Raw genomic sequence first — 23,879 nt, forward strand, 5'->3', positions numbered from 1 at the left:
AGAAAAATAATTTGTTTCGATTCACCAATTATACCAGTATAATATATTTTTTATAAAGTATTTTTTTAAACTTATTTTCATCATTAATTTCTTTATTATTATTGACTAAAATTATTTTTAAGTATAATATTTATTCTTACGTTTAAAAAAATATATTTTACGTGGTTCGAGAACCTCCCACGAAAAAAAACTAAGGAGAAACAAAATGAAGTTAAAAACTATTACTGTAAATGGAGTATTTGCTGCATTATATATTGCAGTAACGTATTTTATTCAACCATTCGGGTTTACGAATGTACAGTTTCGTGTATCTGAAATATTTAACCATTTAGTCGTTTTTAATAAAAAGTACATATATGGAGTCGTTTTAGGCGTTATATTAGCTAATTTTTTCTTTTCTCCAATTATGGCTTATGATTTAGTCTTTGGTGTTGGCCAATCGATTATTTCTTTATTAATTACGATCGCGACATCAAAGTTTATAAAAGGCATTATTCCGAGAATGATTGTTAACACGGTTGTCTTTACGATTACTATGTTCTTAATCGCAATCGAATTAAAACTAGCATTTCATTTACCATTCCCAATGACTTATTTAACTACAGCAATTGGTGAATTTGTCGTAATGGTTGTTGGTATACCGATTATGTACTATTTAAATAAACGAGTAAAATTCGAACATCTTATTTAAGTAAAAAAGAGTTGTTTTCCAAATTGGAAACAACTCTTTTTATTATGTATTATTTGTCTTCTCTTAATAAATACTCATTTCCATCTTGATCGTAGAAATTAAACATAGAACCGTATGGCATTCTCATCAGGTCATCAACTTTTACACCATTTTGTTTCATTTTTTCATAAGCAGCTTCGATATCTGTAGTGCTAAAAAGTACAGTTGGATGAGCTACTTTTTCTGGTTTAAATTGTTCCATCGAAGGTTTAGAGTAAAGTACTAAAGTAGTAAATTCACTTTCGCTTGGAGCTACTTCAATCCATTTAGCATCTGGCCCCATTGGCATTTCAAATTTTAGAACAAACCCCATTTTATTAATCCAAAAATCTTTTGCTTGCTCTTGATCTTCAACATAAACAGTAACTTTACCAATTTTATTTATCATATAAAAATCTCCTCTACTCGTTAATTTTACTACCACTCTATTTTAACAATCATAAATTTGTAAAACAAACCGCTTAAGTATGAATGTTTACTTCATAGGGATGACTTTTTTCCTGTAGAAGCATTTTTATAAAACTATACCATATACTTTTTTTTATACAGTACAAAGTAAGGGGGAAGTAATTTTGCCTAAAAACGTAATTTGGAATGATGTTGATGAATATTTTATTGAAAAACTCCTTCCGACTGATCCTATCTTAGAAAATGTATTACTTGCAAATCATCAAGCGGGATTACCTAGTATAGACGTGTCTCCTACTCAAGGTAAATTACTTTATTTATTAGCAAAGATTAAACGTGCCAAAAATATTTTAGAAATCGGTACATTAGGTGGCTATAGTAGTATTTGGTTAGCACGTGCACTTCCCGAAGATGGGAAATTAACTACTTTAGAAATTAACAATGAGCATGCAAAAGTTGCCAAACAAAATATCAAAGAAGCACAATTGCAAGATAAAGTCGAAGTGATCATCGGAAAAGCGTTAGATACATTGCCATCTTTAAAAGAATCAAAACCTTTTTTTGACTTTATATTTATCGATGCTGATAAACCAAATAATCCACATTATTTAAAATGGGCATTAAAATTAGCAAGTTCTGGCGCCTTAATTATTGTCGATAATGTTGTTCGAAGCGGAGAGGTCATTAATGAATCAAGTGAAGATGAAAGTGTCAAAGGTGTCCGTCAGCTAATGGATCTACTCAGTACAGACTCTCGAATTGACACCACCGCTCTTCAGACTGTTGGGTTAAAAGGGTATGATGGATTTGTGATTGGGGTTGTTAAATAGTAATTCCTTTATGGGAGCCCACGTTTTGTTTTTGCATATTAATGAAGAAGCATGGCAAATAATAGTTGAAAAAGGGGTGCCCTTAATTCAGTTAACCTGAATGATGTGGCTCCCCTTTTTATTACATAACTCGCTTAAACATTTTCTCAAGCTCATACGAACTAAAATGGATTACGATCGGACGTCCATGTGGACATGTAAATGGATTGCTTGATTTTCTCAACGATTCTAATAGATTAAAAATCTCGTCGTTTGTTATATATTGATTTGCTTTTATTGATGCTTTACAGCTCATCATGATGGCTTTTTCTTCACGTAGTTTTTTTATATTAATTGTTCCTCGTTTTAATAGTTCTTGGATCATTTCATCAATTAATGTATCTTCTTGCCCTTCTGGAAACCAATTTGGATGTTCACGAATGACATAACTATTCGATCCGAACTTCTCGATAAATAACCCAACTTCTTGGAGTTCATCATGGTATTGGTCTAATAAAATAGCTTGCTCTGGTGATACATCAAATGTAATTGGAATTAATAAGGTTTGTAGTTCTGATGCTACTTCCCCTATTTTTTCCTTAAAATATTCATAGTAAACTCGTTCTTGTGCAGCATGTTGATCAATTAAATATAATCCTTTTTCGTTTTGAGCAATAATATATGTTCCGTGCATTTGCCCGATTGGATATAAAGGAGGTAGTTGGTCTATATTTTGCTCATCATATACATCTTCGTTCACAATAACTGTTTCTTCTATATTGGATTGATCGTCTTCATTAGCATTATTTGAAAAAACTATATCATTATTCATTTCATGTTTTTCAAAATAAAGACTCTCATAATCCGTTCGGTTTGATGAATCATTTTGAGTAGTTGAATCATATTCAGTTGATTTTTCTACATTGACTGTTTCTTTTGTCTCATTTGAGTAATTCGAACTAGTACTAAAACGCTCCTGAAGCGAGAAAGGTAATTTCTTTTCTACGTCTTCTTTTATAGAAGAATGTTCAAACGAAAATGTAGATTGTTCACTTATTATTTTTTCCTTAGGAGCTGTTGACTTTATTTCTGGAATAAGCGAACGACCCCTAAAAACTTTTTTTATACTTTCTGTAATTAATGTAAATAATTGATCCTCTTTACTAAAACGAACTTCTTGTTTTGTTGGATGGACATTTACATCGACTAGTTGTGGGTCCATTTTAATAAATAACGAAACGATTGGAAAACGGCCAATTGGTAGCAAAGTATGATAGCCTTCGCTAATTGATTTGTTTACGCCATAATGTTTTACATATCTTCCATTAACATATAGTGAAATATAATTTCTAGTTGCTCTTGTATATTCAGGCATGGATAAATAGCCTTCAATTTGAAAGTCTAATGACTCGCCTTTAAAATGAACCATGTTTTTTGCAATTTGTAAGCCGTATAATGATGCAAGAATTTGTCTTGCGTCGCCATTGCCATTGCTACGAAACATTAATTTATCATTATGTTTCAAATCAAAAGCAATTTGTGGATTTGCTAATGCTAATCGATAGACAACATCTGTTACATTACTTAATTCCGTTTGGACCGTTCTCATATATTTTAATCTAGCAGGTGTATTAAAAAATAAATTTGAAACTTCAATACTTGTCCCTTTTGATTTAGCAATTTCTTTCTGGGATTGTAATACGCCACCTTTTAAAATTGTTTCAATTCCAGGTCCGTCCTCGGTTGATGTTTTTACTGTAACATAACTTACAGATGCAATACTCGGTAATGCTTCACCTCTGAAACCTAATGTACGTATTCGAAACAAATCATTTTCATCTTTAATTTTACTAGTTGCATGGCGCTCAAATGCTAGGACACTATCTTCCTTTGACATCCCTTCACCATTATCACTGACAAAAATTCGTGAGAGTCCACCGTCGTTAATCTCGACTGTAATACGTGTACTATTTGCGTCAATTGCATTCTCAAGTAATTCCTTCACAACTGATGCAGGACGTTCTACAACTTCACCTGCGGCTATTTGATTGGCTAATATCTCATCTAACTTCTGTATTTTTGACATTAGTGAACCTCCTCTCTAAATAGAATACTATACATTAAGAAAAGTTATAGTATGAGTGTTGAAATATAAATATTTTAACTGACTAGTATAAACTTATTTGTAAAAATGTGAATGTCGATGTCGTCATAATAGGTTTCAATTAAACGAATGAATAAAATGTAATTCATTCGTTTAATTGACTATTGTTTTTAAGATCATTATTGATCATATAGAAATTGATTGGAACGAAAGGTTGCCAGGCTTCAATGGGAAAGGAGGCTAAAGGAACCTCGCCCCATGGAAAGCGAGCAACCTGTAGTAGAAATACTTATTACCTATTAATATTTTTTAACTTGCTTTTGAAGTTCATATAGTAAATTAAATGCTTCCATTGGATTTAATTCTAGTATATTGATTCCTTTTAATTGATCAATGACAGGATGGTTTTTAACAACTTCTTTAACGACTGGTTGATGATCGTCAAATAAGCTTAACTGAGATTCAGCATCCTCTTTGTCTATTGTTTGAACAATTTCTTTTATAGGTACTTTACTATCTGCATTCTCTTTTTCTGCAACTTCAATTTCTTCTTTAACAAACGAATGATTAGTTGATTCTAAATCATTTAATAGTTCTTTTGCCCGAGTAATTACCTCTTTCGGAAGATTGGCTAATTCGGCAACGTGGATACCGTAGCTTTGATCCGCTGCACCTTCAAAGATTTTATGAAGGAATAATACTTTTCCATCTTGCTCTTTTGCTGCTACGTGAATATTTTTTAAATACTTAAGTTGATTTGCTAATACCGTCAATTCATGATAGTGAGTAGAAAACAGCGTTTTTGCTCCTATATGATCATGTATATATTCAATCATCGATTGCGCTAAAGCCATTCCATCATATGTTGATGTTCCTCTACCAATTTCATCAAATAAGATTAAACTTTTTTCTGTTGCATTCGTGATTGCATAATTAGCTTCTAACATTTCGACCATAAAAGTACTCTGCCCAGAAATTAAATCATCTGCAGCACCAATTCTAGTGAAAATTTGATCAAAAATAGGTAATTTCGCATATTCAGCAGGTACATAGCATCCAATTTGAGCTAATATACTTATTAAAGCAACTTGTTTCATATACGTACTCTTACCAGCCATATTTGGTCCTGTAATTAAAAATTGATGAGTATCAACATCTAAATTTGTATCATTCGGAATATACTCTGAACCTAGAAGTACCTTTTCAACTACTGGATGTCTTCCGTTCTTCACGATATATTCTCTTTGTTCTGTGAATGTTGGTCTTACATATCCATTTTTTTCACTTACTACAGAAAAACTTTGTAAAACGTCAATTTGACTAATTACTTGCCCTAATGTTTGAAGTCTAGATAAATATTGTTTTACTTGTTCTCTTATTGAAATAAATAACTCATATTCCAATCCAATCATTTTTTCTTCAGCTTCAAGAATCATTGTTTCTTTTTCTTTTAGCTCATTTGTTATAAATCGTTCTGCATTCGCTAACGTTTGTTTACGTTCGTAACGGCCTTCTGGAATTTGACTAATATTTGATCTAGTAACCTCAATATAGTATCCAAAGATTCGATTGTATCCAATTTTTAACGACTTAATCCCCGTAATTTCTCTTTCTCTTTGTTCCAATTCCATTAGCCAATTTTTACCGTTCTTACTAATGAATCGATATTCATCTAATGTTTTATGGAATCCATCTTTAATAATGTTTCCTTCTTTAATAGATAAAGGCGCATCTTCAATAATTGCATTCTCTAAAAGAACTTGAAGCTCTTCACATGGATCGATTTGATTAATTAGCTCATCGATCGTTTCATGATTAATTGATTTTAAAGCATGAATAATTGAAGGTACTGTTTGAAGTGAACGTTTTAGTTGTAATAAATCTCTTGCATTTACATTACCAAATGAGACTTTACCAGCTAAACGCTCTAAATCATATACATCTTTTAATAACTCCTTCAGGTCTTCACGGATAAAATAGTTTTCCATTAGTAATTCCACAATCGTCAAACGATGCTCGATTTGTTTCGTACTTACTAGTGGACGTTGAATCCATTTTTTAAGTAGTCGGCCACCCATTGCTGTTTTCGTTTCATCTAATAACCAATTCAAAGAACCTTGTTTGTTTTTTGAACGTTGAGTTTCAACTAATTCAAGATTTCTCATCGAATACATGTCCATATTTAAAAAATCATGTTGATGAATAACGACTATTTCTTGAAGATGAGAAAGTGTTCGTTTTTGTGTTCTTGATAAATAATTTAATAATCTTGCAGCAGTAGCTTTTAAACTTGTTTGATCAATAGATTTTACAACATTTGTAAACTCCTCTGATAAACGATCGTTCTCCTCAAACGAAACGGTAATTGAAAAACTTTTTTCAAGTGTTTGGATTGCTTTAGATGAAAAATCTTCATTTACGACTACTTCTTTTGTTCCAGTTGCTGCAATTTTTAAAACTGCTTCTTCTATTGAACCGTTAAGTAATAAAGCATTGCCTTCACCAGTCGTCAAATCAATCCAAGCTAAAGCATATGAGCTTGGTGATACTTCTGATAATGTTGAGATATAATGATTTTGCTTTTCGTCAATTGATCTACCTTCCATTTGCGTCCCTGGCGTAATCAATTGAACAACCTCTCTTTTAACGACTCCTTTTGCGACTGTTGGATCTTCGACTTGTTCACAAATAGCTACTTTATATCCTTTTTCAACTAATTGTTCTATATATCCAGCAGCAGAATGGAAAGGTACCCCACACATTGGAATTCGTTCATCAGTTCCTCCTGCTCGTCCGGTTAAAGTAATCTCTAAAACTTGAGATGCCTTAATTGCATCCTCAAAAAACATTTCATAAAAATCACCAAGTCTAAAAAATAAAAATGCATCTTGGTAATTTTTCTTTATATTTAAATATTGCTCAATCATTGGCGTATAAGTTGCCATTCTATCCACTCCATCAAAAAACTTTCTTCGCATATTATATCATATTTTGCGAAAAGGCTTGGAAAGTTCGAAAGTTAAGAAAAAGAAAACTTATAGGATGCAAAATCCTAATAAAACAAAAAAGCTAGGAAGTATCACCTCCCTAGCCTAGACTATTCTTCTTCGCCCTCTAAAACAAAATCAGGATCTAAATCTTCAAACTCATCATCTACGTCAAAGAAATCATCATCGTCATGTACACCATGCGGTGCAACAAGAACAACTATTTTCGTTTCACCTACAACTTCAACTAATACTTCTTTTTCTACAGTCACAATAAATCGATTACCATTTGGAGATATAATTGCATCTAAACAATTTGGATGTTTTAATGATCTAGCAATTACTTCACAATCTTCGCCAGTAAAATTTTCATCTCTGTGTCTTAATTTTACGACTTCATTATACTTAACAGCTTCAGGTACTACTTCTGTTTTCGTATTGTCACCATAGGAGTACCAAATATTAATATCATATTTACCAGATACTTCTACCCCATCTTTACATTTTTTTGCATCATATACATGGTTTATAACCCAGCAGCCTAAAATACTTGATGGAGTATGATTTGGTGTGATTGTATGTGTGACTTTGTTATATTTCTTGCCTCTTCCTACGACTGCCTTCGTTATAATCTCTCTATGTTCGCGTTCAGACATAGGTGTGACCCTCCTCGTTCCATTTTCATTTCATTCTATGCGTGACATATGCGGAATGTGTTAATGACATGAAAATTCTTTTATACAAGTTAAAAAAACATGTGATGATAAATTGTATGACGACAGCCTAATAAAGTTGACTCTATTTTGAAGAAATTAAAAAATAAACATAAAAATATGATAATTAGGCTATTTAGTTATTACTTTATTAGCCTTACATAAAAAAAAGACTCAAGGTCGCAAAATTAATTGCTTCCTTGAGTCTTTTTTATTAATGACCGCAGCTATCTGTTTTGCAAGCATCCGGTCCATGAGCTACTTTTGAACCTGTCTCACCGCTTAATAAGTTACCACCTGTTGACTTAATGATCTCGTCGGTTACACCATTTGAGATCGTGTGAGCGATTAATTGAAGTAAATCATTAACCTCTACTTGTGAAGATTGGAATTCTTGTACAACTGGAATTGATTCTAGTTTTTCGTTCAATTCTTCAAGTTCTTGTTCAACCTTTTTAAGAGCTTCTTTCTTACCCCAGTGCTCTAAATTAACTGCTTGTTTTTGTAATGACTTAATTTCTTCAATATAAGTTCTTACAGTTTCACTCTCGTTAATTTGCGCTTCAGCACGTTTAAAAAAGTCTACTTCTTCTGTTTCAGAAATCATTACTGCTAATTCTTTTGCGCGTTCAACGATATCAGTTTTTGTATATTTTCCCATTATAGCACCTCAACTGTTTCTTCTACTAGTTCACCATCTAATGACCAAGTTTTAGCTTTTGTAATTTTTACTTTTACAATTTGACCAACGATTGATTTAGGACCTCTAAAGTTTACAAGTTTATTATAAGGAGTATACCCAGCAAGTACATCAGGGTTTTTCTTGCTTTCTCCTTCTACTAATACATCAAGGACTTGCCCTTCAAAACGTTTATTAAATTCAGCAGATTTTTCATTCACTAGATTGTTAAGACGTTGTAATCTTTCCTTTTTGACACTCTCTGGTACATTATCCACCATTTTTGCAGCCGGTGTACCTTCACGTGGTGAATAAATGAATGTAAATGCTAAATCAAAACCAACTTCTTCATATAATGTCATCGTTTCTTCGAATTGCTCATCCGTTTCATTCGGGAATCCAACAATGATATCAGTTGTAAACGAAATATGTGGCATTGCCGTTTTTAATTTTCTTACAAGTTCTAAATATTGTTCACGATCATATTTACGTGACATTAGTTTTAGAACTTCAGAGCTACCAGATTGAACTGGTAAATGAATATGTGGCATTAAGTTACCACCTTTTGCTAATACTTCTATTAAATGATCATCAAAATCACGTGGGTGACTTGTTGTAAAACGAACACGTGGGATGCCAATTTTACGGATTTCATCCATTAAATGACCTAATCCATATTTACCATCATTTAAATCTTTCCCATAAGCATTAACATTTTGACCTAATAATGTAACTTCTTTGTAGCCTAGTCTAGCTAATTCACGAACTTCATTTATGATATCTTCTGGTTGACGACTACGTTCTTTACCACGTGTGTATGGAACAATACAGTACGTACAGAATTTATCACAGCCATACATAATATTAACCCAAGCTTTAATTTCACCACGACGTACTTTAGGAAGGTTCTCAATTACATCCCCTTCTTTTGACCATACTTCAATCACCATTTCTTTACTGAACATCGCTTCTTGAATAATAAATGGTAATCTATGAATATTATGTGTACCAAATACCATATCGATAAATGAATGTTTTTGTAAGATTCGATTAACAACTGCTTCTTCTTGAGACATACATCCACAAATACCAATTAATAAATCTGGTCTTTGAAGTTTTAACGGTTTTAAGTGACCAATTTCACCAAACACTTTATTTTCAGCATTTTCTCTAATAGCACATGTGTTTAATAGAATAATATCAGCATCTTCAGCTGAAGTAGCAACTTCATAACCCATTGTCGTTAAAATACCTGCCATAACTTCTGTGTCATGCTCGTTCATTTGACAACCATAAGTACGGATTAAGAATTTCTTACCAACACCAGAATTTCTCATTTCTTCAGGAATTTCGAAACCACGATCATACGTAACTTCTTCTTTACCTCTACGCTTTGCATCAGCTAAAGATGGAGCTTGGTAAACTTTTTCAAAATATTTACTATAATCTTTATCATTTTTATCTTTTGTATTATTTATATTAGTGCCTTGAAGGCGTTGTTGTTCATTCATGAAACAATCTCCTTTCTTCTCGAGCGTCCACACATTACTTAAGTATATAACGTTATTCTACAATATACAATGTGCGTTACGCAAAAAAGAAAGCTGGTAATAGTAGTATATTTGAATAATTTTATTCATTTTGAAAAATCAATTGTTAAAATAATAAAGCGCTTTATATGTTGATTTCCAATATAGGATTCTCAATTGTGGAAGTTGACCATAAAACCCTTTGAAACATAAAAAGAGGATCCATCAAAGGATCCTCTTCACGCTGTTGAAAAAAGAATTTGTCAATTAAATCTTGATAAGTAAGTTGTGTTTCAGTGATTTCCACTACAGGTTGCTCGCTTTCCATGGGGCGAGACCTGAGCCTCCTCGGCATTGCCTTGCGGGGTCTCCAATCATTTTCTTTATGAAAAATAATAATCTAAAAATAATAGAATTAGAATACTCAATTGAACGATGAATTACACTTTATTAATCAAATTCAAATCGAAACTCATGATGGCGACTTTCATATCTTTACAAATATTCACTGTCAAAAAGATGACCTATTAAATCTTAATCAGTTAATTAAAACATTTATATTTCAACCAATATCAATTATCAATAAAAGGACACATAAATAATAAATAGACTATTTTTCCTTGAAATTCAGTTAATGTTCCAATTGACTACAATATATTTCAACACACTGAAGAGGATCCATGAAAGGATCCTCTTCAGTTATAAATTTTTGCATTTTTGTTTACATCATAAAATAAACATATAAGTAGCTTAAAAAAGAACCTGTCCAAGAAACAATCGTAAAATTCATGACTATAATATTTTCTGACCAACCATATTTAATTCCATAATGAAAATGGATTGGGGCCAAAAGAAATAATCTTTTTTTTGTTCTTTTAAAGTAGAAAACTTGAAAAATAACAGAAAACTGTTCAGCTAAATAAATAAAAAACAATAACGGAATCAAGATTTCTACTTTTTCAATTATCGCTAAAAATGATAAAGAACCACCAATTGCCATTGAACCTGTGTCACCCATAAAAGCCTTAGCTGGGTATAAGTTATAAATTAAAAAACCAGCTAAACTAGCAATCATTATAAGACTAAAAATTTTCACTTCAATATGATCTGAAATCAAAAAAAAGAAAAAGAAGGTAGGGATTGATACCATACCAAGAAGCCCATCCATCCCGTCAGTAAAATTAATAGCATTAGCTGATCCAACAATAAATAAAGTGATTAGAGCCAAATACAACCATAATGGTAAAACGATATTGATAGAATCCGTAATCCGAAAGGTTGTGTCTAATTGAAAAAAGTTGATTAACACAATCAGTAAAAAAATAGTAAAAGAAAATTGAAAAACTAGTTTAGTTTTAGCTGATATTCCTCCTGGATCCTGTTTTGATGCTTTCTGGAAGTCATCAAGAAAACCAACGACACTAAATAAAATAAAGGTTCCAACTAAAAAAAGCATAAGAGGACTTGAATAATTAAGGAAAGCTACTAAAGTACCAATCAAAAATATACTTCCAAGCATTAAAGGAGTGCCCTTTTTATTATGGTGTTCAACAGGTAATTCCGCTCTTATCGGTTGAGTCAACTTTAGTCTTCTTAACGTAGCAATTAAAAAAGGTGAAAGAATACTTACCAAAATAAAAGTGATCAAAGCAGGTACGAGTGAGGATATCAAATTTTTTCTCCTTTCGATTATTTTCAATTAAGAAATTCGATAATATCACGTGATTCCCTTTATTTTCCTGATTTTTAATTTAAGAATTCAGTGTCACTAGTAATAAGAACCCCGATATTTATTAGGAGAAATAATCTTTTTGAATCGTAAATACGCCCAACCTTACCTCCTACTTGATAAATCGCCACTGTACTCATCCTTATTGCTATTTTAATATATCGTTAACTTTGATTTTCCAAATCATATGATCATAACCCTTTTCCCAATAATCCTTTAATAAATAATTAGGTTCCCCAAATTTCTTTTTCCATATTTTTTGGGCATTACGATAACCACTATCTAAACAAAATTCTTCGATCCCTTTATCCTTTAAAGTAACATACATCTTATTTAATAATAAATTTCCTAAACCATTTTTTTGATAATCCGGATGTACAAATACAGTTCCGACCTCAGGCATTCCTTTCAATGCATTGTTTGTACAGTTTAAAATAAGATCACTTGCTGGACCATATTCAATCGAACCAATAATCTTTTCGTTATCTAAAGCAATCAAAAAATATCGTTTTTCACCATTACTTTCAAAATCATTTTCTAAATATTTTTCTTTTGTTTCGATTTCATCATTCAAACTTTCCACTTGATTGCTAATACCTTCTTTTGTAAAAGTGTCCGTAATCACTATTTTAAAAAATTGATTTAACTCTTTCATATCCTCTATTTTCGGCCTTCTTATTATGATATTTATCATCAAAAACACTCCTTACTACAAATTACTTCAACAGTAAATGGTATTATCCTTCATCTCATTGTCAGTATGGTCATCTATTAAAATTAGGCCCTGTTAAAATAGATTGTTAATTTTTGAACAAAAATTAAGACCACAAAAAATTGTGGACTTTGCTTATTATTCTTATGCAACTAAAGCACTGCTTTAGTTGAACAACTCATTGGTTTTTAAACTCATCAAAAGATGTCATCAATCTCAATTAAGTCCCATATTTCCTTTATTAGTTTCTCATCTAGTCTCACTTTTTGAAGTAAATCTTCAAGATCATCTCCAATGATTTCACTGGATGAGTCATAAAACTTCCAAAACATAAATAGACCAGTTCCACGACCAATAAAGTAATTGTCATTTTTATAACTAAAGTGAATTTCACTACCTTTGCTTAAATCTTCAAGAAATTCTTTATAACTGTATTGTTCCATCTGCTTGAACTCCTTTACTTCAACTAAAGAATCAGTTCGTATTATAAGGTTTAGGCCTTTTTAATGATAAATCCAGCTAAGATTCCCCCGATAAGTGTAATTAATCCACCAAAAATACCATGGATATAACGATTATCCCAATGTATATTATTACTTAATATTGTATCTACAATCGCATAAAATGCTGCCATAAATGCAATTTGAGAAATACTCATTTTCCCCTTAAAGACTCCCATTATTTAGTAACCGTCCTTCCGAAATCCGATCTGTATTTTATTAGTATATATACTTCGAGATCTTTTTAAATTTACCTTTTTCCTTTTTCCACTAATCTGTCATTTTTCAAATAAGAAAATCAACATTATTTTATAACAGAGCCTAAAATTAAAATAAAAAAACTCCTCAAAAATGAGGAGTTTTTCTTCTTATTACATGAATTCAGCAACTAGTTTTTCGAATTGTGCTTTTTCTAATTGAAGTTCTGATTCAACTAATGGTGTTTCACTGTATCCTGAAATTAATTGTTGGTATGATTTTTGCTCTTTGTTTTGGTAGATCAGACCAGTTACTAGACCTTTATTTTGCATTAATGTTTGCATAGCCATTTCTTTGTTTGATGGATCATATCCTTCAACATCAGAAAGTTTAACAAGATTTTCTTTAAACCAGTCATATGTGTTTACTTTATTGTAAGTTACACATGGACTAAATACGTTAATTAAAGAGAAACCTTTGTGGTTAATACCTTGCTCGATTAATGAAGTTAATTCTTTTAAGTCACTTGAGAAACTTTGAGCTACGAATGTTCCACCAGCTGTTAATGCCATTTCCATTACTGAAAGTGCAGATTCAACAGAACCTTGTGGTGTACTCTTAGTTTTGAAACCTACATCACTACGAGGTGATGTTTGACCTTTTGTAAGACCATAGATTTGGTTATCCATTACGATATACGTAATGTCGATGTTACGACGAATTGCATGGATTGTATGACCTAAACCGATAGCGAATCCATCACCGTCACCACCAGAAGCGATAACAGTTAGATCACGGTTTGCCATTTTTACACCTTGTGCAATTGGAAGTGAACGACCGTGGATACCATGTAAACCGTATGAATTAATATATCCAGAAATACGACCAGAACATCCAATACCAGAAATTACTGCAAGGTTATCAGGTTCTAAACCAACATTTGCTGCTGCACGTTGGATCGATGCTTGTACAGAGAAATCTCCACATCCTGGGCACCAGTTTGGTTTAATATTATTACGAAATTCTTTAAATGTTGCCATTTAGAACAACTCCTTCCTTGCAAGTGTTGTAAATTTCTTTTGGTAAGAAAGGATTTCCATCATATTTTAGTAAGCTTGAAATCTTTTCTGCGTGACCACAATTCATTTTAATAATGCTTGCTAATTGACCAGTAGCATTATTTTCAACAACGATTACACGTTTAGCTTTTTTAAGCTCAGGCATTAATTCGTTTGTTGGGAATGGGTGTATTAAACGGATATGAGCATGGTTAACTTTGATACCATCTTGCTCTAAACGAACCATTGCTTCTTCGATCGCACCACGAGTTGAGTTGAAACCAACTAGTAATACATCAGCATCTTCGTGTTTAGAGTTCACTAACACTGGGTTAGGGAATTTTAGGTTATTTAATTTACGCATACGTTTATCCATTTGTTGATTACGGTTAATTGGTGATTCTGATGGTTTACCCATTTCATCATGCTCAACACCAGTTACGTGGTGAATTCCACCTTTCATACCTGGTACTACACGAGGAGAAACTCCATCTTCAGTCACTTCATAACGTTTGAAGTACTCTTTGTTTTCAGATACAGGTAATTCTTGTTTGTAATCAAACTTACCACGGCGAATTTGTACTTTTTCAAATTGAAGTGGCTCAACAGTTTGTTTACCTAAAGAAAGTTGTAAGTCAGTAATTACGATAACAGGCACTTGGAATTCTTCAGCTACGTTAAACGCTTCCACCATATCGTAGAATCCTTCTTCTACTGTACTTGGAGCGATTACTACTTTTGGAATCTCACCGTGAGTTCCGTAAATCATAGCCATTAAGTCTGATTGTTCTTGTTTAGTTGGAAGACCAGTACTTGGACCACCACGTTGAGTATCAACGATAACTAAAGGAACTTCAGTCATACCAGAAAGACCAATTGCTTCCATCATTAATGAAAGACCAGGACCTGCAGATGATGTTAATGTACGAACACCAGCATAGTTAGCACCGATTGCCATTGTACATGCAGCAATTTCGTCTTCAGTTTGAATAACTGCTCCACCATATTGAGGTAATTTTTTAATTAAGTATTCCATAATTTCAGATGCTGGCGTAATTGGATACGCTGCCATAAAACGAGAACCACCAGCTAATGCACCCATTGCGATTGCATCGTTACCGATTAGGAACATACGTTTTTTACCATCAGCTTCTGCTAATTGCATTTTATTTACATTCACGCCAAGCATTTCTCTCATTTCTTCTGCTCCACGTGCGATTGCTTCTATGTTTTTCTCAACAATTTGTTGACCTTTTTTACCAAAAATTTCATCTACAACTTCTCTGAAAACTTCAATTGATAGACCTAAAATTGCACTTGAAGCTCCAACTGCAACCATGTTTTTCATTAATGAAGTTCCTAGTTCAGTAGCTAATTCTGTAAATGGAATTGAATAAAGTGTTACGTCAGTTGAATCTGGAATTGTCGGATTAAATTTAGCATCAGCAATTACAATACCGCCTTTGCGTAATTCATAAAAGTTTACATCGATTGTTTCTTGGTCAAATGCTACTAAAATATCTAAGTCATCTGAAATAGCACGAACTTCAGTTGTACTTACACGAATTTTGTTATTTGTGTGACCACCTTTAATACGAGAAGAGAAATGACGATATCCGTATAAGTAGTAACCTAAACGGTTTAACGCAATTGCAAAAATCTCACCTGTACTTTCGATACCTTCACCCTGTTGTCCTCCAACTTTCCACGAAAGTTGTTCAATCATTTCCTACACCCCTTTGAATGCCCTCATTCGTAATAAATTAAATTATAAATGGATAATTTTTTTGCATATCATTCATTTTATTATAAAAGAATGAAAGCGATTTAAAACATATCTTTTGATATGAGTTAATTCGCTTTCAATTCTAGACCTATTAACCGAAAAAATCAATGATTTTGAAAGAAATTATTCCTTTAATTTTTATATTTTTATTATTCTGAACAAGTAACATGTTATTTGTAATGTATATATGATGAATAATTCTCATACAGAAAGCCTTTAACCTGTTGTTCTGTATAGTGTTTAAGCAATTCATTTGTTAAATTTTGATAAAGTCCTACGTGATGTAAATTTGTCGGATGAGTATCGATTCCATCAAAATCTGACCCCATCGCGATAAATTTTTTTCCACCTAGTGAACACATATAATCGATATGTTTCAGAATATCTGAAATAGATGCACTACCTTCATCAACTAAAAATGTTGGGAAGAAATTAATCCCTACAATTGCTCCTCTATTAAACATGGCTTTTAGCTGATCATCGTTTAAATTTCTTGGATGTTTACAAATCGCTTTAGCATTTGAATGTGTTGCAGTTGGATATTTTGCTTGCTCAAATGCATCCCAAAACGCGGCTTCAGTACAATGAGAAAGATCACACCACATATTATGCTCATTTAAATAATGAACTACACTTCTTCCAAAATTAGTTAAGCCCCCATTTCTTTCTTCAAGAATTCCATCTGCAGCCTCATTGGCATAATTCCACACTAAACCGACACTACGTACGCCAAGACGATGTAAAATCTTTAAGCGATTAATATCACCTAAAAGTGCGTCACAACCCTCTAGCGTCAAAATAGCACCCATTTCGTGACTTTTTAATCCAACTTCATCTTCTTTTGTTCGAATAACTTTTATGTGATTATTTTCAGTTGCTACTTTTTCATAAAAAAGTGTGACACATTGAAGAGCTGCATCAAATTTAATAAGTTTATGTACGTTTTCGGGAATATAAATGGCATAACATTGTATTTTACTTTTCCCTTGTTTTAATCGATTAACTGAAACTTGTAATGAATCATCATTTTCGAAATTGATCCAAGGTTTTTCTAATAATTTCATCAATACATCACAATGAGCATCAAAAACTTTCATAATATGAACATCCTTTCATTTTTTTGACTTTTGAAACTAGTGTAACATATTAATAAATTCAATATTAAAAGTAATAATTATACGAAAAAAAACTCGTCGACTGACGAGGTTTTAGTAGGGGCTAAAGTGAAGCCCCACTTTTTTTAAATTTGCGAAAATCTTAATTGAAAATAAAACAACCTGTCGCTTTAGGCTAACAGGTTGTTATTATTAACGAGGCTCTACGATTAATTTAATCGCTGTACGCTCTTCCCCATCGATTTGAATATCTGTAAATGCAGGGATACAAATAAGGTCTACACCACTTGGTGCAACAAATCCTCTTGCAATTGCAACTGCTTTTACAGCTTGGTTTAACGCGCCAGCACCAATTGCTTGAATTTCTGCTGAACCACGCTCTCTCAATACACCTGCAAGTGCTCCTGCTACAGAATTAGGGTTTGACTTTGCTGAAACTTTTAATATTTCCATTCCTGATCCTCCTTGTACTTACAAAGCTATTATTGTGTACAATAAAAACTATTCTCGATAACAAGAAGTTATTCCTGCAAATATTTAAAAGTTTTTTAAAAATTTTCACAATTCTTTTAATTAAGTTTTATAGCTCTTGATGATCATCATTTATTTGTATTCTTTTAATTGATTTTGCTAGTCCATTTTGTTTGTTCAACTCGATGATTACACCACTAAGCTGGCTTCTACCTTCATCCACTTCGAATCTCACTGGTAAGTTCGTTAAGAATTTTTTAATAACTGCTTCTTTCGTAACGCCTAGAATTCCATCATATGGACCAGTCATTCCAACATCCGTAATAAACGCTGTACCAGCAGGTAAAACTCGCTCATCAGCTGTTTGAACATGTGTATGTGTCCCTACAACCGCTGTGACTCTTCCATCCAAATACCAGCCCATAGCAATTTTTTCACTTGTTGCTTCAGCATGAAAATCAACAAAAATGATGTTTGTTCGTTTTTTAGCGATTGTTATTAGCTCATCAGCTTTTTTAAAAGGGCAATCAAGTGGTGGTAAAAAAGTTCTTCCTTGTAAATTGATAACAGCTATTTCAACGTCATTAAAATTTAAAAATACTAATCCATTACCTGGTGTACCCTCGGGGAAATTAGCAGGTCTTACTAAGTATTTTGCTTGATCAATAAATTCAAAAATATCTTTTTTATCCCATGCATGGTTACCAAGCGTTACTGCTTGAGCACCTAATTCTAAAAATTCGCGGTAAATTTTTTCCGTTATCCCTTTTCCATGTGCTGCATTTTCACCATTTATGATTGTTACTGAAGGGTTATACTTCCTTTTTAAAGCTTGAATATTCGCCTTTACCATTGCCCTACCATTTGAACCAACTACATCGCCTAAAAACATTATTCTCATTTCATTACATCCTTCCAACTTGCCACTGTAAACACACAGCATTTGTTTTTACTTTTAGATTACCCAAAAATACGAAAAGCCCCATTACTAGCACAATCTGAATCATTCATCTACGCCATTCAACTAAGATTCATTTCAGATATGTATTAGTTGGAGCTATTTTTTAAAAATACTTTATTTTGTTACAAAAAGAAAATAAAGTGGCATATACCACTTTATTTTGCATACTCGACTGCTCGAGTCTCACGAATAACCGTAACTTTGATATGACCTGGATAATCCAGTTCATCCTCAATACGTTTTCTAATATCTCTCGCTAATCTATGAGCTTGTAGATCATCAATTGTATCTGGTTTAACCATAATGCGTACTTCACGACCTGCTTGAATAGCGAATGATTTTTCTACACCTTCGTATGATTCTGAAATCTCTTCAAGTTTTTCTAAACGACGAATATAGTTTTCTAATGTTTCGCTACGTGCTCCTGGTCTAGCAGCAGATAATGCATCTGCAGCTGCTACAAGAACAGCAATAATTGAAGTTGGCGCAGCATCTCCATGATGAGATGCAATACTATTGATTACTACTGGATGTTCTTTATACTTCGTTGCTAATTCAACACCGATTTCAACGTGACTTCCTTCTACCTCATGGTCAATTGCTTTACCAATATCGTGAAGTAAACCTGCACGTTTTGCAAGCTTAGTATCCTCACCAAGTTCAGCGGCCATAAGTCCAGCTAGGTTCGCTACTTCCATCGAATGCTTTAACACATTTTGACCATAACTAGTTCTAAATTTCAGACGACCTAATATTTTAATTAAGTCAGGGTGAATTCCATGAACACCAACTTCAAAAGTAGTTTGTTCACCGACTTCACGTATGTACTCATCTACTTCTCGTCTTGATTTTTCAACCATTTCTTCAATTCGTGCAGGATGGATTCGACCATCTTGTACTAATTTATCTAGTGCAATTCGTGCAGTTTCACGACGAATTGGATCAAAACCTGATAATATGACAGCTTCAGGCGTATCATCAATAATTAAATCTATACCAGTTAACGTTTCTAAAGTACGTATATTTCGTCCTTCACGGCCAATAATACGACCTTTCATTTCATCATTTGGAAGATTTACAACCGAAACAGTTGTTTCAGCAACATGATCTGCAGCACATCGCTGGATTGCTAATGATAAAATATCTTTTGCTTTCTTATCTGCTTCTTCTTTTGCTCGAGCTTCTGTTTCTTTTACTAGTATTGCTGTTTCATGGGATAATTCATTTTCGACTTTAGTAAGTATTAATTGTCTTGCTTCTTCACGATTTAAGCTAGAAATTCTCTCTAACTCTTCTTGTTGAGCAGCAATTAATGCTTCTATCTTGCTTTCCATTTCTTCTATCTGCTGTTGTTTTAAAACAAGAGATTCCTCTTTTCTTTCAAGAACAGACTCACGTTTTGAAAGTCCATCATCTTTACGATCTAAGTTCTCTTCTTTTTGCATTAAACGATTTTCTGACTTTTGTAGTTCACTACGACGGTCACGAATTTCGTTTTCTGCATCTGTACGAATTTTGAAAATTTCGTCCTTTGCTTCCAATAAAGCTTCTTTTTTAATTGTTTCTGAATCACGTTTTGCATCTTCAATAATTTGATTTGCATGATTAGTTGCGCCATTTATTTTAGCTTCTGCAATGGACTTACGGACAAAAAATCCGACAGCATAACCGACTCCGAATGTGGCAAGCAATGCGAAGATGATCAAAATTATAGTATTTGCACCCATGATTTCACCTCCTCTTGCTATTTAGTTAGTTTCATTTTTGTCGGCTGTTATATTGTATAAATAATTGCATCAACACACAGCACACTTCAATTCAATTTTTCACAAAATAGTAATATTTTTTTAGAATATACACTTAAATATTAAATCTCTTACCAAATGATGTCAAGCCTTGTAACTCGCTTACTTACTTGATTTATCAATATTTATTACATTTTTACTAGATTTCATACATAAGAATCCAAATTTTATTCATTAATTTATTTATTAAGAACTCATTAATTAGTTAATTGAATGAATTTTTCAATACTACATATAAACATAAATACCTTTAATAACAGTACAAAAAAAAACAGACAACAATCTATTTTTTTCTGTCTAAAAAAATTAAAGACATAAGAAAATATAAAAAAAATGCAGGCACTGTTAATAAGCGCCCGCATTTTTCTGTCGTTTTAAACTGACTTATGATTACTCATTTAATAAAGAGAATTGTTCTTCATCATCTGTTTCTGTTACAGTAACAGGGTTATCTAAACCATGGTGAAGACGGATTGATTGTTTAATCGTATCACGTATTTCTTTATTTTCTTTTAAGAATTGCTTAGCATTCTCACGGCCTTGTCCAAGACGCTCTTCATTGTATGAATACCATGCTCCACTCTTAAGAACGATATCTAAATCAGATCCAATATCAAGTATTTCTCCTTCTTTAGAAATACCTTCTCCATACATAATATCTACATCTGCTTGTCTAAATGGTGGTGCTACTTTATTTTTAACTACTTTAATCTTTGTTTTGTTACCTACAATATCATTACCTTGTTTTAATTGCTCAGCACGGCGCACTTCTAAACGGATTGTAGAATAGAATTTTAACGCACGTCCACCTGGAGTCGTTTCAGGATTACCAAACATAACCCCAACTTTTTCACGAATTTGGTTAATGAAGATTGCAATTGTTTTTGACTTGTTAATTGCACCAGAAAGTTTACGTAATGCTTGAGACATTAATCGTGCTTGTAGACCTACGTGAGCATCACCCATCTCACCTTCAATTTCAGCTTTTGGAACTAATGCAGCTACTGAATCAATTACGATAATATCAATTGCACCACTACGTACTAATGCTTCAGCGATTTCAAGTGCTTGTTCACCTGTATCTGGTTGAGATAATAATAACTCATCAATGTTTACACCTAATTTTTGAGCATAAACCGGATCTAATGCATGCTCAGCATCTATAAACGCCGCTTGTCCTCCATTTGCTTGAACTTCAGCGATTGCATGTAATGCTACAGTTGTTTTACCTGAACTCTCAGGACCATATACTTCAATAATTCGTCCTCTTGGATATCCACCTACACCTAATGCTACATCTAGTGCTAACGATCCACTAGAAATAGTTGAAATTTGGCGATCAGTTTGTTCTCCAAGTTTCATAATTGAACCTTTACCGAATTGTTTTTCGATTTGTTTTAAAGCCATATCTAATGCAGCTTGACGATCACTCATTTAGATTCCTCCTTCAGGATTCATTTATCTCTTAACTATATAATAACTGTTTTTTGTTCGTTTGCCAACAAAAAAATAGAACGTTTATTCGATTATTTTCGTATTTAAACTTTATTTTTAAAGAATAGAAACGCTTGTTTCGTATTTTACGGTCTATAAAACTCGATTTTTATTAATATCGAAACTATAAAAATAAAAAACTCGGCTAAATTAACCGAGCTTTTATATTATAAAATATTCTATTTCAATTTATAAGTCTTGACTTTCGAAACTTGAATTAATTAATTTAATCAACAAGTTCGCGCCATTTTTAACACTAGATAATCTAATTTGTTCTCTAGTGCCACTGAATTGAAATTCTTTTACGATTGATTCAGAATCTCCAATTTTAATACCGATAAATACTTTTCCTACTGGCACATCTTCTAATGGAGACGGTCCTGCTTCACCAGTAAAACTAATTGAAACCGTACTTCCTGTTAATCTTTGAATATTTTCAACTAGTGATTTTGCACATTCTGCACTTACTGCTCCATTTTTATTAAGAATGTCTGATGGCACGTTTAAAAGATTTTGTTTCATTTCATTAGAATAACAAACAACACTACCTTTAAAAACAGACGAGTTCCCAGGAATATCTGTCATTCTTTTACTGAAAAGACCTCCAGTTAAACTTTCAGCAGCAGAAATAGTCAGTTTAAAATCTTTTAACTTTCTTGATAAAACTGTAAACAAGTTTTCACTATTTGTACCATATATAAACTGTCCAACACGCTCACGTATTTTTTCTTCAGCTTGACCAATTAGTTTTTCTGCCTCTTGTTCATTACTAGCACTTGCAGTAACTCGAAGCATTACTTCACCCTCACTCGCTAAAGGAGCAATTGTTGGATTTGATTGATTTTCAAGTAAATCAAGAATTTCAGTTTCTAAAAATGATTCGCCGATCCCAAAAAACTTAAGTTCTTTCGAAACAATCGTACTTGCTTCTTTTCCTTTTAAAAAATAAGGAATTAGTTCTTTGTCAACCATTGGAATCATTTCTTTAGGTGGTCCTGGTAATAATACATATTGTTTATCTTTCGCTTCATAAACCATTCCAGGTGCCATACCGTTTTTATTCAATAAAACATGTGCATTATTAATGACTAATGCTTGTTTTTTATTATTTTCAGTCATTGGTCGATTTACTTTAACAAAATACTGTTGAATATACTCTAGTGACTGATCATGGTAAACAAGTGTCTCTTGAACATATTCTGCGACAACTTCTTTCGTTAAATCATCTTTTGTTGGTCCTAGTCCACCAGTTAGAATGATTAAATCACTTCTTGATGAAGCAATTTCTAATGCACTTTTAAGACGTTCAGAATTGTCTCCTACAACTGTTTGGAAATGATGGAGATATCCTAATGCAGATAAATGTTTAGCTAAAAATTGAGCATTTGTATTTGCAATTTGGCCTAAAAGTAGCTCAGTACCTACTGCGATGATTTCAGCACGCTTCATATCATTTCCCCCTACTATTTTAAATTACATTGATTTAAGAAGAACATCTCTATTTTTATAAAAATAATCCCAACCAGAATATACTGTAAAGAATAATGCAACCCAAAGTGCTACATCCGCAATCGAAAATGGTAAGAAATTCAATGGGAAGTCGTGTAAGAAATAGGCTGAAATCGCAACTATTTGAGCCCAAGTCTTAATTTTACCTAGCATTGCAGCAGCATGTACTTCTCCAGAGCCAGCTAAAATGAGACGTAAACCGGTTACAGCAAACTCTCTACTTATTATGACAATCGTAATCCACGCAGGAACATAATGAAAATCTGTTAGAATAATTAATGCCGAACAAACGAGTAATTTATCAGCAAGTGGGTCTAAAAACTTACCAAAATTAGTAACTAGATTATATTTTCTTGCGTAATAACCATCTATAAAATCAGTAACAGAGGCAATAATAAAAATTGCTGCTCCTATTAAATGATTAACTGGTATCGAATCACCCATTAATGTAACTTTTCCCCATCCAAAATCAATTAAAACGGCAATCATAAATAATGGAATTAAACAAACCCTTGACACTGTGATCTTATTTGGTAAATTCATGGTAAAACCCTCCAAAACTTTCTAAAAAATGAAGCATTT

21 protein-coding genes and 1 riboswitch are annotated in these 23,879 nt (G+C 32.7%); of the genes, 2 read left to right on the top strand and 19 right to left on the bottom strand.

Annotated elements, in window-relative coordinates; translation table 11 throughout:
* Nucleotides 1-155 precede the first annotated feature (155 nt).
* Nucleotides 156-200: riboswitch (PreQ1 riboswitch) on the top strand.
* 5 nt (nt 201-205) lie between these two features.
* Nucleotides 206-691 carry a QueT transporter family protein gene (locus CN925_RS18445; protein WP_056470694.1) on the top strand — a complete coding sequence of 162 codons (486 nt, stop codon included), beginning with the start codon at nt 206-208 and terminating at the stop codon, nt 689-691.
* Nucleotides 692-740: 49 nt separating this feature from the next.
* On the opposite strand, the gene CN925_RS18450 is transcribed toward CN925_RS18445, so the two are convergent.
* Complete coding sequence (locus CN925_RS18450) at nt 741-1,118, bottom strand: VOC family protein (protein ID WP_098848295.1); 378 nt, start codon at nt 1,116-1,118, stop codon at nt 741-743.
* A 184-nt stretch (nt 1,119-1,302) separates the two neighbouring features.
* On the opposite strand from CN925_RS18450, the gene CN925_RS18455 reads away from it, so the two are divergent.
* Nucleotides 1,303-1,968: an O-methyltransferase gene (locus tag CN925_RS18455; protein WP_180233017.1), complete on the top strand. Its 666-nt coding sequence runs from the start codon at nt 1,303-1,305 to the stop codon at nt 1,966-1,968.
* A gap of 121 nt (nt 1,969-2,089) precedes the next feature.
* On the opposite strand, the gene mutL is transcribed toward CN925_RS18455, so the two are convergent.
* The 18 genes from mutL to pgsA all read right to left on the bottom strand — a co-directional run bounded on the left by mutL (nt 2,090) and on the right by pgsA (nt 23,840).
* Nucleotides 2,090-4,033, bottom strand: coding sequence for a DNA mismatch repair endonuclease MutL (gene mutL / locus CN925_RS18460; RefSeq protein ID WP_098848297.1), 1,944 nt, complete (start codon nt 4,031-4,033; stop codon nt 2,090-2,092).
* A gap of 317 nt (nt 4,034-4,350) precedes the next feature.
* Nucleotides 4,351-6,996, bottom strand: coding sequence for a DNA mismatch repair protein MutS (gene mutS, locus CN925_RS18465; protein ID WP_098848298.1), 2,646 nt, complete (start codon nt 6,994-6,996; stop codon nt 4,351-4,353).
* 152 nt (nt 6,997-7,148) lie between these two features.
* Nucleotides 7,149-7,694, bottom strand: coding sequence for an outer spore coat protein CotE (gene cotE / locus CN925_RS18470; protein ID WP_098848299.1), 546 nt, complete (start codon nt 7,692-7,694; stop codon nt 7,149-7,151).
* Between the two features lie 271 nt (nt 7,695-7,965).
* A complete protein-coding gene (locus CN925_RS18475) occupies nt 7,966-8,412 on the bottom strand; it encodes a YlbF/YmcA family competence regulator (RefSeq protein WP_098848300.1) in 447 nt (148 codons plus the stop codon).
* The gene (gene miaB / locus CN925_RS18480) at nt 8,412-9,941 is read right to left on the bottom strand and encodes a tRNA (N6-isopentenyl adenosine(37)-C2)-methylthiotransferase MiaB (protein ID WP_098848301.1); all 1,530 of its coding nucleotides are present in this window, start codon (nt 9,939-9,941) and stop codon (nt 8,412-8,414) included. Before miaB ends, CN925_RS18475 begins: the two co-directional genes overlap by 1 nt.
* Before the next feature lie 739 nt (nt 9,942-10,680).
* Nucleotides 10,681-11,631 (bottom strand): phospho-N-acetylmuramoyl-pentapeptide-transferase, encoded by a 951-nt coding sequence (gene mraY, locus CN925_RS18490; protein ID WP_098848303.1) that lies wholly within the window; start codon nt 11,629-11,631, stop codon nt 10,681-10,683.
* A 205-nt stretch (nt 11,632-11,836) separates the two neighbouring features.
* Nucleotides 11,837-12,382, bottom strand: a complete 546-nt coding sequence (locus CN925_RS18495; protein WP_098848304.1) for a GNAT family N-acetyltransferase — start codon at nt 12,380-12,382, stop codon at nt 11,837-11,839.
* Nucleotides 12,383-12,597: 215 nt separating this feature from the next.
* Nucleotides 12,598-12,843, bottom strand: a complete 246-nt coding sequence (locus CN925_RS18500; protein WP_098848305.1) for a hypothetical protein — start codon at nt 12,841-12,843, stop codon at nt 12,598-12,600.
* Nucleotides 12,844-12,893: 50 nt separating this feature from the next.
* On the bottom strand, nt 12,894-13,058 hold the full coding sequence (locus CN925_RS18505; protein WP_180233018.1) for a hypothetical protein: 165 nt from the start codon (nt 13,056-13,058) through the stop codon (nt 12,894-12,896).
* Nucleotides 13,059-13,271: 213 nt separating this feature from the next.
* The gene (locus CN925_RS18510) at nt 13,272-14,138 is read right to left on the bottom strand and encodes a 2-oxoacid:ferredoxin oxidoreductase subunit beta (RefSeq protein WP_098848307.1); all 867 of its coding nucleotides are present in this window, start codon (nt 14,136-14,138) and stop codon (nt 13,272-13,274) included.
* Nucleotides 14,125-15,882: a 2-oxoacid:acceptor oxidoreductase subunit alpha gene (locus CN925_RS18515; RefSeq protein WP_098848308.1), complete on the bottom strand. Its 1,758-nt coding sequence runs from the start codon at nt 15,880-15,882 to the stop codon at nt 14,125-14,127. Before CN925_RS18515 ends, CN925_RS18510 begins: the two co-directional genes overlap by 14 nt.
* A gap of 230 nt (nt 15,883-16,112) precedes the next feature.
* The gene (locus CN925_RS18520; RefSeq protein ID WP_098848309.1) at nt 16,113-17,039 is read right to left on the bottom strand and encodes a dipeptidase; all 927 of its coding nucleotides are present in this window, start codon (nt 17,037-17,039) and stop codon (nt 16,113-16,115) included.
* A 210-nt stretch (nt 17,040-17,249) separates the two neighbouring features.
* Complete coding sequence (gene spoVS, locus CN925_RS18525) at nt 17,250-17,510, bottom strand: stage V sporulation protein SpoVS (RefSeq protein ID WP_044893696.1); 261 nt, start codon at nt 17,508-17,510, stop codon at nt 17,250-17,252.
* Nucleotides 17,511-17,637: 127 nt separating this feature from the next.
* The gene (locus CN925_RS18530) at nt 17,638-18,429 is read right to left on the bottom strand and encodes a TIGR00282 family metallophosphoesterase (protein ID WP_098848310.1); all 792 of its coding nucleotides are present in this window, start codon (nt 18,427-18,429) and stop codon (nt 17,638-17,640) included.
* Between the two features lie 215 nt (nt 18,430-18,644).
* The gene (rny, locus tag CN925_RS18535; protein WP_069034493.1) at nt 18,645-20,216 is read right to left on the bottom strand and encodes a ribonuclease Y; all 1,572 of its coding nucleotides are present in this window, start codon (nt 20,214-20,216) and stop codon (nt 18,645-18,647) included.
* 468 nt (nt 20,217-20,684) lie between these two features.
* The gene (recA, locus tag CN925_RS18540) at nt 20,685-21,728 is read right to left on the bottom strand and encodes a recombinase RecA (RefSeq protein ID WP_098848311.1); all 1,044 of its coding nucleotides are present in this window, start codon (nt 21,726-21,728) and stop codon (nt 20,685-20,687) included.
* Nucleotides 21,729-21,977: 249 nt separating this feature from the next.
* The gene (locus tag CN925_RS18545; RefSeq protein WP_098848312.1) at nt 21,978-23,237 is read right to left on the bottom strand and encodes a competence/damage-inducible protein A; all 1,260 of its coding nucleotides are present in this window, start codon (nt 23,235-23,237) and stop codon (nt 21,978-21,980) included.
* Nucleotides 23,238-23,261: 24 nt separating this feature from the next.
* Entirely contained in the window at nt 23,262-23,840 is a 579-nt protein-coding gene (gene pgsA, locus CN925_RS18550) for a CDP-diacylglycerol--glycerol-3-phosphate 3-phosphatidyltransferase (RefSeq protein WP_098848313.1), read from the bottom strand.
* Nucleotides 23,841-23,879: the final 39 nt, after the last annotated feature.

Origin of the sequence: Bacillus sp. AFS055030 (genome assembly GCF_002574545.1) — a bacterium.
Taxonomy (GTDB): Bacteria; Bacillota; Bacilli; order Bacillales; family Bacillaceae_G; genus Gottfriedia.